The 15,804-nt window shown below is 38.5% G+C and carries 9 protein-coding genes; 4 read left to right on the top strand and 5 right to left on the bottom strand.

The window, feature by feature from the left end:
• Nucleotides 1–49: 49 nt before the first annotated feature.
• The 4 genes from Q0983_RS10355 to Q0983_RS10340 are packed head-to-tail and all read right to left on the bottom strand — an operon-like array spanning nucleotide 50 to nucleotide 7,346.
• Nucleotides 50–1,432: a DUF2231 domain-containing protein gene (locus tag Q0983_RS10355; protein ID WP_299552386.1), complete on the bottom strand. Its 1,383-nt coding sequence runs from the start codon at nucleotides 1,430–1,432 to the stop codon at nucleotides 50–52.
• Between the two features lie 19 nt (nucleotides 1,433–1,451).
• On the bottom strand, nucleotides 1,452–2,582 hold the full coding sequence (locus Q0983_RS10350) for a twin-arginine translocation signal domain-containing protein (protein WP_299552384.1): 1,131 nt from the start codon (nucleotides 2,580–2,582) through the stop codon (nucleotides 1,452–1,454).
• Nucleotides 2,583–2,592: 10 nt separating this feature from the next.
• Nucleotides 2,593–4,095, bottom strand: a complete 1,503-nt coding sequence (locus Q0983_RS10345; RefSeq protein ID WP_299552382.1) for a DUF1501 domain-containing protein — start codon at nucleotides 4,093–4,095, stop codon at nucleotides 2,593–2,595.
• 11 nt (nucleotides 4,096–4,106) lie between these two features.
• Nucleotides 4,107–7,346: a DUF1553 domain-containing protein gene (locus tag Q0983_RS10340; protein WP_299552380.1), complete on the bottom strand. Its 3,240-nt coding sequence runs from the start codon at nucleotides 7,344–7,346 to the stop codon at nucleotides 4,107–4,109.
• A 193-nt stretch (nucleotides 7,347–7,539) separates the two neighbouring features.
• Here Q0983_RS10340 and Q0983_RS10335 point away from each other — a divergent pair, with 193 nt between their 5' ends.
• From Q0983_RS10335 to Q0983_RS10320, 4 genes are all read left to right on the top strand, one after another.
• The gene (locus tag Q0983_RS10335; RefSeq protein WP_299552378.1) at nucleotides 7,540–8,412 is read left to right on the top strand and encodes a helix-turn-helix domain-containing protein; all 873 of its coding nucleotides are present in this window, start codon (nucleotides 7,540–7,542) and stop codon (nucleotides 8,410–8,412) included.
• A 155-nt stretch (nucleotides 8,413–8,567) separates the two neighbouring features.
• Entirely contained in the window at nucleotides 8,568–10,007 is a 1,440-nt protein-coding gene (locus Q0983_RS10330) for a sulfatase-like hydrolase/transferase (protein WP_299552376.1), read from the top strand.
• Between the two features lies 1 nt (nucleotide 10,008).
• Nucleotides 10,009–11,691 carry a sulfatase-like hydrolase/transferase gene (locus Q0983_RS10325; RefSeq protein WP_299552374.1) on the top strand — a complete coding sequence of 561 codons (1,683 nt, stop codon included), beginning with the start codon at nucleotides 10,009–10,011 and terminating at the stop codon, nucleotides 11,689–11,691.
• 2 nt (nucleotides 11,692–11,693) lie between these two features.
• Complete coding sequence (locus tag Q0983_RS10320; protein WP_299552372.1) at nucleotides 11,694–13,061, top strand: glycosyl hydrolase family 28 protein; 1,368 nt, start codon at nucleotides 11,694–11,696, stop codon at nucleotides 13,059–13,061.
• 325 nt (nucleotides 13,062–13,386) lie between these two features.
• On the opposite strand, the gene Q0983_RS10315 is transcribed toward Q0983_RS10320, so the two are convergent.
• A complete protein-coding gene (locus Q0983_RS10315; RefSeq protein WP_299552371.1) occupies nucleotides 13,387–15,081 on the bottom strand; it encodes a tetratricopeptide repeat protein in 1,695 nt (564 codons plus the stop codon).
• Between the last annotated feature and the right edge of the window lie 723 nt (nucleotides 15,082–15,804).

The raw sequence follows: 15,804 nt of genomic DNA, 5'->3' as shown, positions 1-15,804 counted from the left end.
GAACAGGCTTGAAGTGACATTAGTTTTATATTATAGTTAATTTCGGCATTTAAATACCCAGAACAAACTTTGGAAACTCAGATCTTAACTGAAGGGCATCTACATCCTCCTTTAAAATAGCCGTTTCCCAAACATATACATTTTTTAAGTTCGTTAATTTTGAAAGCGGCTCTAAACTTGCCCTGGTAATTTTAGTTCCGTAAAGGTTTAAACTCTCTATAATTGGATTTGAAATCTGAGACACCCCTGCATCGGTAAGCGGATTTCTACTGAGTTTCAATTTCTGAAGATTACTAAAGGTATTTATGATCTCCAAATGGTCATCAGTAACCTGATTGTCCTCTAGATGCAACCAAAGCACATTGTCTTTTATTTTTGCCAGTACTTGAAGTTTTTTGCCCAATTCCCCCATGTTATTCTCCGTAATGGTTTTTGACGGTAACACTACGGCATAGATATTTGAATCAAAAACCAGTTCAGATACAGTAAATCCTTCCGAAATAATCTCCTGCAAAACACTTTCTTCGACTTTTGTAACCACAGGTAATTCAACTTTATTCGGATCGTTACTTAATCCCAACATGACTGATGCTATTTCTTTAATATGCTCTGATGTTTCAACATGCCCGACTTTAGTACTAAATCCGGCAGCAGCATGATCGATCCAGTATTTTACTATGTCGATTTCCTCTTCTGTTAAAGGTGTTTTCCCCTCAGGCGGCATAAAATCGTCATGATGCGGATTTAACAACACCCTTTTGACTATTTCAGACTCCAATGATTTACCGGCTATCAAGGCATCACCTCCTTTACCTCCTTTCATAATCGAAAGGGAATCAATTAGGGACAATCCGCCTTTTTTCTTACTTTCATTATGACAACTGGTACATTTTGCATCCAAAATAGGGGCTACCAAATAATCAAAGACTACTGCATCCTCTACTTTTGCAACGGGAGTCAAGATGGTTTCCTCCGTGTTATTAAACGGCATGTACTTGGTCAAATAGTCACTTCCGTGCGTCAAATTACCACCATAGTGACCCGTAACACTCAGTAGAATGACTATTAACGTAATGGTTGAAATATTGGCTTTCAGGCTCTGTTTCTCTTGAAGTTTTATCTTGCCAGTCCTGATTAGCCAAGCGACTAAAACAAGTACCGTTGTAACGATACCAAACCAAAAATGGCTATCCAGCATGCCTTGCTCATAATCGCCACTTAAGGACAACATATACCCCAAAACACAGGCCAATACAGCGGACACAAATCCGCTCAATAAAGCCAAAGGAACCGCACTGGTTAAAGCTTCATACTGCTTTTTTCTACCAAGAAGTTCCAGCATAAATGCAAAAAATAAAAACCCGATAGGAAGGTGAACAACTAATGGATGAAATCTTCCTAAAAACAGTACAAAGTCTGACGTTTCACTCATAAAATAAAAGGTAAATTCTTTAGATGCGTGTTAGTTTGTATGGCGCTGAATGGTTCGCATTCCACTGGCAGATGTATATATTTTTATCCTCGTCTATACACACGTCATGACCATGTAAAATTGGTTTTTCGTCAATTTGATAAGACTTTTGAAGTACACCATCTTTATAAACGGGTTCTGTACCTCCCGGATTAGACACTACTTTATCACCCTCCATAATGGTCACAAAGCCCGTATGATCTCTCCAATTGGTTTTTCCAACCTTGGGTTGCGACCAACATACCCCTGCATATAAATTGTTATCGTCAAAAACCGCTCTACATACTTGCATATTAGGCATGTTCACAGTTTTAATGTACTTACCATCTAAAGTGTAATATTTAAAACACTGTTGTGAACGTGAAGTACAAACCACCATAGGGTTACCTGGTTCGCGATAATCAATAGCTACACCGTGCGCACTTACTAATTTGTAATTTGGATCGGGATTATCGCTACCACCCCAATGACGAATGTAGCGTCCATTAGAATCATATTGAATGATTCTGCTTTGCCCATAGCCATCGGCTACATAGATATCCCCGTTAGGCCCTATGGCTGTTTCGGTAGGACAAAAATCTTCTCCCGGCTTATAAACACCAATAGTCACAGGGTGCCCAATATCAAAGATCACCTTGCCGTCAACCGTAGTTTTTGCCACACGGCCATTGTGCTTTACCATTTTATTATTTTTACCCAATGCCCATCCGGAGTCGGTGATATACAACATGTCTTCACCGCCTTCATCGTGAAGGGTTAATCCATGACCTCCCTGATATGCCGTACCCCAATAATCCAACAACTTACCCGATTTATCAAAGATCAGGATATTATTCTGCGGATGGTCTCCAACCATAATCAAACGTCCTTTACTATCCATTACCATCTCATGACAATTGAGTAAAGGGATCCTGGTAGAACTCATTTGAGCCCAGTTCTTTGTGAGTTTATATCTGTAATCACCATGTCCCAGAATGGTATCGGTTTCATTCAACAAATGATTTGACGCTTTATTTTTTGTTATAATTGAAGCTCCAAAAACCGATGAAGAGGTTGCCAATGCAGCTCCTGCCAATCCTGTTTTCTTTAAAAAGTTTCTTCTTGTAGACATATTAAAAATTTTAAGTTAGGATATCTTTTACCAGGTGGCCATGAACATCTGTCAGTCTATAGCGTCTACCCTGATGTTTAAATGTTAATCGCTCGTGATCTACACCAAATAAGTGCAATAAAGTCGCGTGAAAATCGTGTACATGAACGGGATCTTTAGTGACGTTGTAGCTGAAATCATCCGTTTCACCATAAGAAAACCCTGGCTTCACTCCTGCTCCGGCCATCCACATGGTAAAGGCTTTTGGGTGATGATCTCTTCCGTAGTTTTTCTTAGTCAATTGCCCTTGTGAATACACAGTTCTTCCAAACTCACCGCCCCAAACAACAAGCGTGTCTTCCAGCATCCCTCTCTGTTTAAGATCTTTAATTAGAGCAGCTGTAGCCTGATCTGTTTGTCGTGCCTTATTTTTAACACCTCCGGGACAACCAATATGCTGGTCCCAACCTTGATGATATAGTTGGACAAACTTCACACCTTTTTCCAATAATTTCCTTGCCATTAAGCAGTTGGCCGCATAGGTTCCAGCGTCCCTACTGTCCTTTCCATACATTTCAAAAATGTGCTCCGGCTCATTGGAGGTATCGGTTACTTCGGGAATGGAGGTTTGCATTCTAAAAGCCATCTCATATTGGGTCATTCTGGCCTGAATCTCAGGATCCCCATAGGCATCATGCTGAATGGAGTTCAATTTATCTAAATAATCCAGCATTTTTTTCCGGTCGGTTCCGTCGTAATTATCCGGATTGTTTAAGTATAATACGGGATCTTTCCCGGAACGGAATTGCACGCCTTGATGCTCTGTTGGCAAAAATCCGTTGCCCCATAAACCTGCTTTAAGGGGTTGGCCTTTTCCGTTTTTGGAAATCAAAGTAATGAAAGTTGGTAGATTTTCATTGTCAGACCCCAATCCATAACTTAACCACGACCCAATCGATGGTCTACCGGGTAATTGATGTCCGGTCTGCATAAAAGTCACTGCCGGCGTATGGTTAATCTGATCCGTTTGCATGGATTTGATGAAACACAAGTCATCAACCACTTCCGATAAATGCGGCATGATTTCGCTCACCCAGGCTCTGGACTCACCGTATTGTTTGAATTTAAACAGTGAAGGCGCCACGGGTAAAGTACTTTGACTTCCACTCATCCCCGTTAATCGTTGCCCACCAATAACCGATTCCGGTAAATCTTTACCAAACATATCCACCAACCTGGGTTTATAATCAAATAGATCCAATTGCGACGGACCGCCACTTTGGAACAAATAGATAATCCGTTTTGCTTTTGGTAAGTGATGTGGCAAGCCTAGCTTATTTTTTGCAAAGGCATTGACCCCCGCTCCAGAATTTCCAATGGAACTCCATGCTTTTTCAGTATTCAGTAAACTCCCTAAGGCCAGCGCCCCAATACCTAAAGAGGTCTTCTTTAAAAAATACCTCCTGTCTATTTGCTTTTCAATGCTTTGAAGATCTTTATTGTTCGATCTCAATATATCATGATGATCACACATAATGAACTATTTTATCGTTTTGTTATAAAGGCATCCGAATTGATTATTGTAGATGCCACAACGGCATTTGCAGCCACCAGGGCTATATCATCCTGGGGATCAATTTTATATTCCCCTATACTAATCCAACCTCGTGCCTTCGCATTGTTGTTTCTGAACTTTTCAAATTCCGACTTTTGTAAATCCGTAAGCACCTCCAGTTCTTTTGGTTTAATGGTTCGACCCGTTAACTTTCTATAGGTTTTAGAAATACCTTCGTCTAAGCTATCATACTCGACCATCTTTTTACCTAATACCCTTGCCGCTTCCACAAAGGTTGGATCATTCAATAAGACAAGCGCCTGCAAAGGCGTATTGGTTTCCTGCCTTCTTGTAGTACACAAGTCCCTTGATGGTGCATCAAAGGTGGCTATGGTTGGATGTGGTACCGTACGTTTCCAGATGGTGTACATACTTCTTCTATATAATTCTTCACCTGTACCCTGCTCATAGGTTCCACCACTAACACGCCATAATCCCGGCGGTTGATAAGGGTTCACACTTTCTCCTCCAATTTTTTCACTTAACAACCCTGAAGCATATAAAGCGTTATCCCTTAACATTTCACCAGATAAACGCTTCGAAGGCCCTCTGGCCAGCAGCAAGTTTTCGCCATCCATTTCCATCAGCTCCTTACTAGCCGTACTACTTTGTTGATAGGTGTTGGACATCATAATGGTTTTGTGCAATGCTTTTACATTCCATCCGGATTTAATGAATTCCAATGCCAACCAATCTAATAGTTTTGGATGTGTAGGTAATTCGCCCTGGTTTCCAAAATCTTCGGCGGTTTTAACAATACCTCTTCCAAAAAGATTTTGCCAATAACGATTCACCGTCACTCTGGCTGTTAATGGATTATCGGGATGCGTTAACCATTTGGCCAAACCAATTCTATTTTTCTCTAAACCTTTTGGGAATTCAAATATTTCTGCCGGGGTATTTGGGAACACAGAATCTGTTGGTGAATCATACTGCCCCCTATCCAACACATAGGCTTGCCTGGGAGTTTCGCTTTCCTTCATCACCATAATCTGTTTCACATTATCCATGCTATCAACCAAAACCAACCTTTCTTTTTCCAGTTTATCAAGAACTGAATTATATGGTTTCGAATTAACTGAGAGATAATATTCTGAAAGCGCTTGTTTTTCTTCCTTGGTTAAATTAGCATAAGATTTTTGCTTAATCCCATTTAATTTATCGGCATTGGAAATTTGCAGGACCTCAATTTCGGTAAGTTCTTTTTCAAAAACCATTAAATTATCCACTACCGCACCTCTAATACCTTTTCCTCTCCAAACCGCACCAATTCGTAAACCAGGCTCTATGATAGGGCTATTTTCATATAATTGTAACCCATGAAATATGATGTCTTTATAAAGGTTATCAAAAGTCGTCTTAGTTCGAAGTTTTTTACCATCCATGTAAATAGAAACTCCACTTGCTTTACTGGAACCATCATAGGTCATGGTGAGTTGCACCCATTTTTCTTTTGGCACATTTTCTAAAGACTCCACTACAAGGGCGTTATCAGGCCATACATGTGCCAATAATACTTCTAGTTTATTGTCTTTAATTTTCAAATGATACCCTCTAAAACTATGTAGTTCCGGACTATTCATTTTGTGAAAAACAACCCCTGTTTCTAAATCTTCAGGCAGAAAAACATCTATACTAATTGAAAAGGCTTCGGCCCTTTGATAAATACCAATTTTATCAAGATCCAGCCAGGTGTCACCATCCATATAAAGTCCTTTACCTTGAGCGCCTTTTTTGAATACAGTAGGCTCATTATCAGCAAACTGTTGGCGCATACGAACGTTGTTTTTACCATTGCCACCAATGCTATTTACCAGTTTACCATTATCAAAATTAAATGCAGCCACCAAAGCCTTTGGTTTAGCTTTAGATGGAATCGTTTTATAACCTTGCTTAGCAATCCAGTTTTCAGCCTTTTCCGTTTCTTTATTTACAGTTTCTTCAAGTGTTGTCTCTGTATCATCAACAAGCGTTTCCAGGTAAGCGATTACTTTCTCCTGTTCTTCAGTTGGAATCATCATGGCAGGAACCGGAGTTGCATTATCCCAGGAAATCAACCCGGTTTCGTCTACATTGTTAAAGAAACTATATAGTTGGAAATAATCCTTTTGAGAAATAGGATCATATTTATGGTCGTGACATTTGGCGCATTCCAAAGTCAAGCCTAAAAAGCCTTGCCCCATAACCACTGTTCTATCAGACACATACTCAGAACGGAATTCTTCATCTATAATCCCGCCTTCCATATTTTGGGGGTGCAACCTGTTAAAGGTTGTTGCCAACTTTTGCTCCCTTGAGGCATCAGGCAGCATATCTCCCGCCATTTGCCATAGAATGAACTGGTCATATGGCATATTTTCATTAAAACTCTTAATGACCCAGTCACGCCAGGGCGACACATCTCGATAGCGATCCACACTATAACCATGGGTATCTGCGTATCTTGCCAGGTCCATCCAGTCCAAAGTACGCTGTTCCCCATAATTTGGAGAAGCTAAAAGACGGTCTATTTGTTTTTCAAAAGCGTTAGGGGAAGTATCCTTTAAAAAAGCGTCTATTTCTTCTATTGTTGGAGGTAAACCGGTCAAATCGATAGAAGCCCTCCTTAGTAATAATTCCTTATCAGCCCTTTTTAAAAGTTTTAAATCGCGCAGTTCCAATTCCTCCAACACAAAATTGTCAATAGGGTTAGCCACCTGATCTTCATTTTTTACTTCTGGAATTTCGTGATTTTCCGGCTTTAAGAAGGCCCAGTGGTCTTTATACTCCGCGCCATCTTCGATCCACTTAATTAAAACGGCCTTTTCATAATCACTTAAAGTTAAATGTGAACTAGGCACCGGCATGATCAATTCGGGATCATCGGTCATGATACGATGAAAAAACTCGCTCTTCCCTAAATTCTTGGGCTTAATGGCAACCCTTCCAGGATTCTCAGGCAATTCGGAATAGGCCGCTTCGGCATTATGCAACTGCACCCCTCCCTTAATATTGTTTTTATCAGGTCCATGACAGAGAAAGCACTTATCTGATAAAATAGGCTTGACATGCTGATTAAAATCTAACTTTTTCGGAAGTTTATCATACTCCATAGCCACGGTATCGGGAATACCCGGACCGCCACACGAAAATACCATGAGCACCCCTACCACCAGAGTGCAAAAACTCATACCTTTTGACATAAAAAAATTACTCTTGAAATTTTTTTTCAAATATAAACGAAAAAAACATAATGCCATCTGTTCAAATCAGGTTATAAATTGTACATTTCCGATATTTTTTGTTTATTTTACGAAAAGCTACTATATTTTTTTTATACAAAGCAGTTATTTCTACTAAAAGAAACTTACATAAAACCATTCCATGCAAAAACTCTCGCAACCTATAAAACTTGATTTGCTGCACATTGGGTATGCCAAATTAGATGAAAAATGGAACTATGATAATGTTATAAGCCCTTTTTCCAGACTCTTCTACGTAACAACGGGAAGCGCCAAAGCCTACCATACAAATCAGGCATTTGAATTACGTCCCGGCTATATGTATTTAATTCCCAGTTATACCTATAACAGATACAAATGTGATGAATATCATGAACAATACTATATTGGATTCTTTGAAGAAATTATGGAAGGGCTTTCTATTTACACTTTAAAATCCTTTAAATATGAGGTAAAGGCCACCACCTCAGACATCCATTATTTCAATAGGCTCCTTGAATTAAATCCGGATATTTCCGTAACGAATAATGATCCGAAAGCCTATGTAAACAAACCTTCTCTACTTAATTTCCACAAGAAAGACAGAGTCCTAAACTCCAGTCAATATCTTGAAACACAGGGCATTTTATCTATTTTACTATCAAGGTTCATTGATGATGATGACGATCAAATGATTGAGAAAAGCAGCACTAAGAATAACCTGGAAAAGGTTTTAATTTACATTGCCGAACATTTACATGAGGCACTTTCTGTTCAAAATTTGGCAAATTACTGTCATTTAAGCACGGATCATTTCTCGAGAATCTTTAAACAAAACTTTGGAGTAAGGCCTTTAAAGTATATACAATCCAAGCGTGTTGAAAGAGCCCAGTTATTACTCCTCACAACCTATGATTCTATGCAGCAAATAGCTGAAAAAGTAGGGTTTGACAATATATCTTACTTTTCCAGAATCTTTAAAAAAATAACCGGTAAAACTCCTGGAAGTTTTAGAAAAGAACAGCTAAACGTATAATACACTTAGTGAAAATCCTAACAGATGCCAACTAAGCAGTTATTTTAACCATTTGTGGCATAGTTCTGTATATAATTAACATTTTTATCTTTAAAGAGTGTTTAATTTTGCTTTCAGGACAAATCACAAACAACTAAACTTCTAAACTTACACACATGCTTTCACTGCTAAAAAAACTACTCCCTTTGGTGGCTTTTATTATGCTTTTTAACTGCAATAACACCACCAAAGAAAAGTCTGCAAATGAACCGGAAAAAACAGAATCTACCGAAAAAAAACAACCAAACATTATAGTTGTTTTAACCGATGATCAAGGTTGGGCTGATGTAGGTTTTAACGGTGCAACCGATATTCCGACCTCTAATCTGGACCGTATAGCCAAGGAAGGGGTTATCTTTTCAAACGGCTACGTGTCGCACCCTTACTGCAGTCCTTCAAGAGCCGGTTTATTAACAGGAAGATATCAGGCACGTTTCGGACATGACTGTAACATGCCATACCACGGAGAAAATGATGCAACCGTTGGAACACCTTTATCTGAAAAAATGATTTCGGAAGCCTTAAAAGAACAAGGTTATAAAACAGCCGCTATTGGTAAATGGCATGTTGGGGACCATCCCGATCTACATCCTAATGCGCAAGGATTTGATCACTGGTTTGGTTTTCCGGGAGGTGGTATGAATTTTTGGGGAACTCCTAACGGCCCGTTAAGAACAATCCTAAGAAACGGTGAAGCAGTATCGGAAGACGAACTAAGCTACCTGACGGATGATTTCACCGATGAAGCCATCAGCTTTATTAACCGGGAAAAAGGCCATCCGTTCTTTATTTATTTGGCTTATAATGCACCACATGCTCCGGACCATGCTACTGAAAAATACTTAGAGCGCACCAAACATATTGAATATGGTGGACGTAGTGTATATGCGGCCATGGTCAATGCCGTTGATGATGGTGTGGGTAGAATTGATTCTACTTTAATTGCTAATGGCATTAAGGACAATACCATAATAGCCTTTTTAAGTGATAATGGCGGACGAGCAGAACATGCTGACAACAAGCCAAACCGAGGCCACAAAGGCATGCTGTTTGAAGGCGGTATAAAAGTACCGTTCTTTATCTCCTGGCCCGAAGGCTTAAAAGGCGATCAGGTTTATGAAAACCCTATAATTTCATTGGATCTGTTCCCAACATTTCTTGAAGCTGCCGGCATAGATTCAAGTAAGGAAAACCAATTAGACGGGGTTAACCTATTACCCTTTATTAAAGAAGGAAACACATCACAACCACATGAAAAACTCTTTTGGCGTTCCGTTGGCGGATTTGAATATGCCGCCAGGATTGGTGATTACAAACTTTATAAGAGTGCCTACAAAGAAAAAACCTTACTTTTCGATTTAAAAAATGATCCGCTTGAAAGACATGATGTAGCCTCTAATCACCCTGAAGTAGTTACAGAATTAGAAAAGGCGTATACCGAATGGGATTCAAAAAATATGGAACCGGGTTGGGTAGACCCGCATCCTGAAAATGTTATCAAGGAAGAAAAGAAATTTAGAGCGATCAGAAATAAATCCTTAAAAAAGAAACAGTAAAATGAACACCTGTTATAAACCACATATCACAAAATTATTTGTATTAGCACTTTATATTAGTTCTATCATTGCGGCTTCAGCACAGGAACGTCCAAACTTTATTTTCATTCTAACCGATGATCAATCCTATGGTATGATGGGTTGCACCGGAAATAGCATTGTTCAAACACCCCATTTAGACAAGTTAGCGAACGATGGCATCTTATTCAACAATGCTCATATTACCAGTGCTATCTGCACACCTAGCAGAATTTCCATTCTGCTCAGCCAATTTGAAAGAAAACATGCCGTGAACTTTAATTCAGGTACCAGTGTATCTGATGAGGCCTGGGTCAAATCATACCCTGTGGTCATGCGAGACGCTGGTTATTATACCGGATGGATTGGCAAAAACCACGCCCCTATTGGAAAAGGAGGTTATGGCAGTGGCGTTATGGAAAAAAGTTTTGATTATTGGTATTCCGGTCACGGGCATATTAGGTTTTATCCAAAGGAGGTTCATAAAATATTTAACGATGCCATCGCAGATACCCAGGTTGAGATCATTACTGAAAGTGTTAACGATTTTTTAGACCCCAACGAAAGAAAGTTGAAAGGTGCCATTAAATTTTTGGAAAGCAGGCCAGCTGATAAGCCTTTTATGCTTTCGGTTAATTTCAATTTGCCTCATAGCGCCGGTACCGGTTCCATGAAAATGCGTAAAACTGACGATGCTATTTACAAAACGCTTTATCGCGATATAGATATTCCGCTCCCCGCAAACTATATAGCCAAAAAGGACATTAAAACCCCTAAATTACCGGCCGATGTTTTAAAAGTTGAAAACCGGCAAACAGGCTATAATTATTCTGACACTCCTGAAGGCACTATAGAACGTTATACTCGCCAACTTCAAGCTATGACCGGTATAGACAGAATGGTTGGTAACCTGAGAGACAAGTTAAAGCAGCTTAAATTAGATAAGAATACGGTTATTATTTTCACGTCAGATCATGGGTTATTTATGGGAGAACAAGGTTTGGGAGGAAAGGCCTTATGCTATGAGAAAACCACTCATGTGCCTTTGATTGTTGTAGACCCCTCATTAAAGAAAAAGCAAAAAGGAAAAACCAGTGATGCCCTGGTACAAAGTATTGATGTAGCTCCAACCATGTTATCCATGGCCGGGATTGAGATTCCTGGAGCATTTCAGGGAAAAGATATTTCGGGTTTGGTTCAGGGTGATCCTACCGAAGTTCGGGATTATGTTTATACGGAGAATTTATGGTCGACCCAATTTGGGAACCCTAAAATTGAAGCGGTTCAAAACAAGGAATGGAAATACATTCGCTACTACAAAAATGATATTTTTCCGGCTTCTAAAAAAATTGCTGCTGCTAAAGAATTAGGGTTAAAAGTAAATGACCTGTTTTACAAAGTCTACGATACAGACATAGCCATATACAGAGCGCTTTCAAACGGATCATTAGAAGGCGAAGAACCTGTTTACGAAGAACTATATAACTTAAAAGACGATCCCGCCGAACTTAACAATTTAGCCAGTGAGCCTAAACACGCTGCCGTTCTGGAACAACTAAAAGCTGTTTGGAAAACCGAAATTGTAAAGGCTCGCGGAAAGTGCTCCCCTAAAGTATACCGATATACGGTGGATAGTGAAACCGTTTCAAATTACAAAAGCAAATAATCATGAAAAGGACTTTTATTCTGGCTGTAGTGCTGTTTCAAACCTATGTTTTTGCAACAGATTTTAATGTATTGGATTATGGCGCCAAGGCAGACGGTGTAACAAAAGACACGAAAGCGGTGCAAGCAGCAATTGATGCCTGCACAAAAAATGGCGGTGGCCATGTTATTATTCCAGCAGGAAAAACAGTGGTCATCGGCACCATCTATTTAAAGGATTTTGTAACTCTTTATTTGGAAAACGGTGCCGTGTTATTGGGCAGTCCGGATATTAATGACTACGCAACTGACACCCACAAAAATATGTATAAGAACGAACCTCATATGGATCGTTGTTTGATTTTTGCAAAAGATGCTAAGTCCTTTGCTATAAAAGGAGAAGGTACTATTGACGGTAACGGCTACACAAAGAATTTCACCAAAAAGAAAGGCGGCAGGCCCATGATGATCCGGTTCTTAAGATGTCAAGATATTTATATGGAAGGCGTGTCTTTAATAAATCCTGCAGCTTGGACATCGGCCTGGTTATATTGCAATGACATTGTAGTTGAAGGCATTAAAATTGTAAGTCGGGTTAACGGAAACGGTGACGGACTGGATTTTGACGGATGCACTAATGTAAGAGTCAGTAACAGTTCTTTCGATACCAGTGACGATTCTATTTGTTTGCAGACCTCTCATCCTGACTATCCGTGTAAAGACATTACAGTTACCAATTGTGTATTTACCAGTAAATGGGCGGGTTTACGTATAGGACTGTCTTCCAGGGCGGATTTCGAGTCAGTTACCGTATCCAATTGTACCTTTCATGACATTCACGACTCCGGACTTAAAATTCAAATGAATGAAGGCGGTGAAATGAAAAATATGGCATTTTCAAACTTAGTAATGAAAAATGTTCCCCGGCCTGTTTTTATGACCTTTTGCCAACAAAGAGCCGGAGTGGATGCGCCCATGGAAATGCTTCCAATGAAAGCCATGCATGGTTTCTTGTTTAGTGACTTTATTGTTGATAATCGTGAACTGGACAAGAATTCTGCCTTTTTTATTACGGGCATGCCAAATCATTATATAGGAGATGTTCATTTAAACAATATCCAAATGACGGTTTCCGGAGGCGGTACTGCGGAAGATGCCAATAAAACGATCAAAGAATACACTTTAGAAACTTTGGGCGATTGGTGGCCCGAATTCTACCTGGTTGGCACGCTTCCTGCCCATGGCATTTATGCACGCCATGTTAAAGGACTCTTCATCAATAATGTAAACATTAATACGGTTTCCAAGGATGAACGGCCTGCCGTGGTTTTTGATGATGTGGTTGACGGCCATCTATCTAATAGTTTTTCAAATCGAAAGAAATTACACTAAAATGATATTTTAGTGTAAACAAGAGCATAAAATCTTGTGATAAAACAGGTTATTTGGATATTTACTGCTTTCTGTACTTCTTTTTGTGTATCAGGTTGTATTAAATCTGACTTATATTTTAATGTCTCAACTAAAAACAAAAAAATATAAGGGGAGAATAATTTCAACCAACCAAATAAAAGCCTAATAAATTATAGACCCATTCCCCCCTTTTTAATTTTAATATTTTATAGTACCTACGAAAGTACAAAGCTATCTTTTAACCTAAAGAACAGCAGGGATTACAAAAGGGTTACAGAAGAAAAAGTTATTCTGTAAAACCTATCTAAAAGGACGCCAGGAAAGCTTTCAAGTCATCGCTTGGAGCAAGATTCAGCTTTTTTCTGAGGCGATTGCGGCTCATTTTTACCGAAGCAGGGTTAATATTTTGCAGCATAGCAATCTGCTTGGTACCCATATTCATACGTATCAATGCACAAAGCCTGGTATCTGTCTTGGTTAAATTTGGAAAATGTTTCTTTAAATTACCAAAGAACGAACTTCCTAAATTCTCAATTTCATCGTGAATGATATCTGTTGATTTATCTACATAGATCTTATTCTTAATTTCTTCTTCCAAACTCAACAAAGCATTGGTTCTTTTTCTCCCTTTTGCCTCCCTCACATTGGCTAGTTTCTGAGCCAAAACCAAAGCCCATTCTTTATTTTGGGCTATCTCAATGGCCAACTGTTTTAAATCTTTCTTTTTATGCTCCACTTCAGAACTTAGCAGTTCATTCTCCAAAACCTTAAATTTCACTCTTTGCCTATGATGAAAAATCAGGGATAACACCAATAGAAAAACGCCTACCCCTCCAAATATGATCCATTGCTGTTTAATCTTGTTTTTATGATTCAGTAACTCTATCTGGGCCATGGCTATCTCCTTTTCTTTAGCATATTGCAGACTATCTGCCAATTTTTCTTTTTGAAATTTGTAATTCAATTCCAAAGTATTTATACGCCTTACCCGTTGCATATTTGTTAACGAATCCGAAAGTATTTTATACTGCTTATAATCCGCAAGAGCCGTTACATGTAACCCGGATCTTTGATTAATAAGGCTTCTTAACTGATATTGTCTGGCAAGCGCTTCATATGATGTTCTTATAGGTTGCATTATAGCTATAGCCTCATCCACATATTTAAGAGCCCGTTTTTGTTGTCCCTTTTCAGAATATATTCTCGCCAAATTAAATTTTGTAACACTAACATCCGCTAATATTTTGTACTTCTTTAAAATTCTCAGGTTTTCTTCATAGATAGGAATGGCTTTTTCATAATCTCCCAGGCCATTGTAAAGCGTAGCTATGTTAATATTTACTTTAGATTTACCCAATTCATCCGGATAGATGTCTCTGGCTTTGTTATAGTGAAACATTGCCGAATCATTTTGTAAGCTATAATAATAGGCAACCCCCAGCATATTATGAGAAGTTGCCAAACGCGTACTGTCCTTTAACCGATTTCTTATGGCGATAGCCTTTTTAAAATATTCTTTAGATCTTTCATAATCTTGTTGCCATCTAAACGACATTCCAATATTATGATAGGCGCGGGCCAACCCAACAGAATCCCGAATACGTTCACTAATTTTCAGTGCTTTAAGATAGTTCTCCAAAGCGTTTTCAAAATGTGATTGTTGCCTGTTTAAAAAACCCAGATAGTTATAAGCTTCTGCTTTTCTTTTTTGAAAATAAAAAGATGTTAATCCTTTTTCAATAATTGTTTTTAGAGCTTCTTCAGCAATCTCCCTGGCATGCGTCTTATCATAATCTCTAATGGTTTCTATCAATTCCATTTGATAATGCACACGTAAAGAATCCGATGTAGTTTTTGTTATTTGATTTTTTAATGACTCAACAATACTATCCCTATCTTGCTGACCTGATACTAAACTTGAAGTTACGGAAATAAAAAAAAGTAAAAACCACCATTTTAACTCTGAGCGCTTAATACGAATCTCTTTATCAAAAAACATATTTAAAACTTTGTGTGGAATTTACTAAAAAGTATTTTCTCTTTAAATCTTTCTAAGCATTCATTTTTTGGAGGTACTTCATATCTTTTCGATCAATCATCCCTGAAGCTTTTCACTTTTGCGACACCCATTTTTGATGAGTATACAATCCCTCAGTAGTCTTTTAAATACCCCAAGCCTCTTTTAAACTTGGGGCATACTAAAAAAATTAGCGCTGACTAAGTTCCCAAACTAAACGCACTAATACTCTTGAAATATTTTTCTTAAATAAGACGTTGTCCATGATATTTTAAATACCCCGGGACTCTCTCACTTCCCCGAGGTATTTTATAAATAAAGTCCAAGCCAAGGACTAATATTAGCGCTATCCAACCTACTAGTGCTAATGTCTTTGAAATTATAGTGTTTTCATGTTATATCTCCATCCTTAAAATACCCCGGAGAACCCTTTCCAGCCCGGGGTACTGCTATTAAAAGGTCTATAAAAGGACATATGTTAAAACCTCTTTATTATTTAAATATTCTTTTGTTTATTATTATACTCAACATAAAAGCAATGCGTTCAAATCATCTCGTTTAACTATTGACCGACTTATACATATATTAACAGACTTATACATATAGCACCGGACAGATACAACAGAAATAATAAAAGCTCTAACTTTTTATTCTTCATGATTTTTTCATTTATGCTTTTACGCAGAATTTAAATTCATTAACAAA

It is taken from the genome of Seonamhaeicola sp. (assembly GCF_028281565.1).
Taxonomy (GTDB): Bacteria; Bacteroidota; Bacteroidia; order Flavobacteriales; family Flavobacteriaceae; genus Seonamhaeicola.
This window is presented reverse-complemented; position numbering and strand designations above follow the sequence as displayed.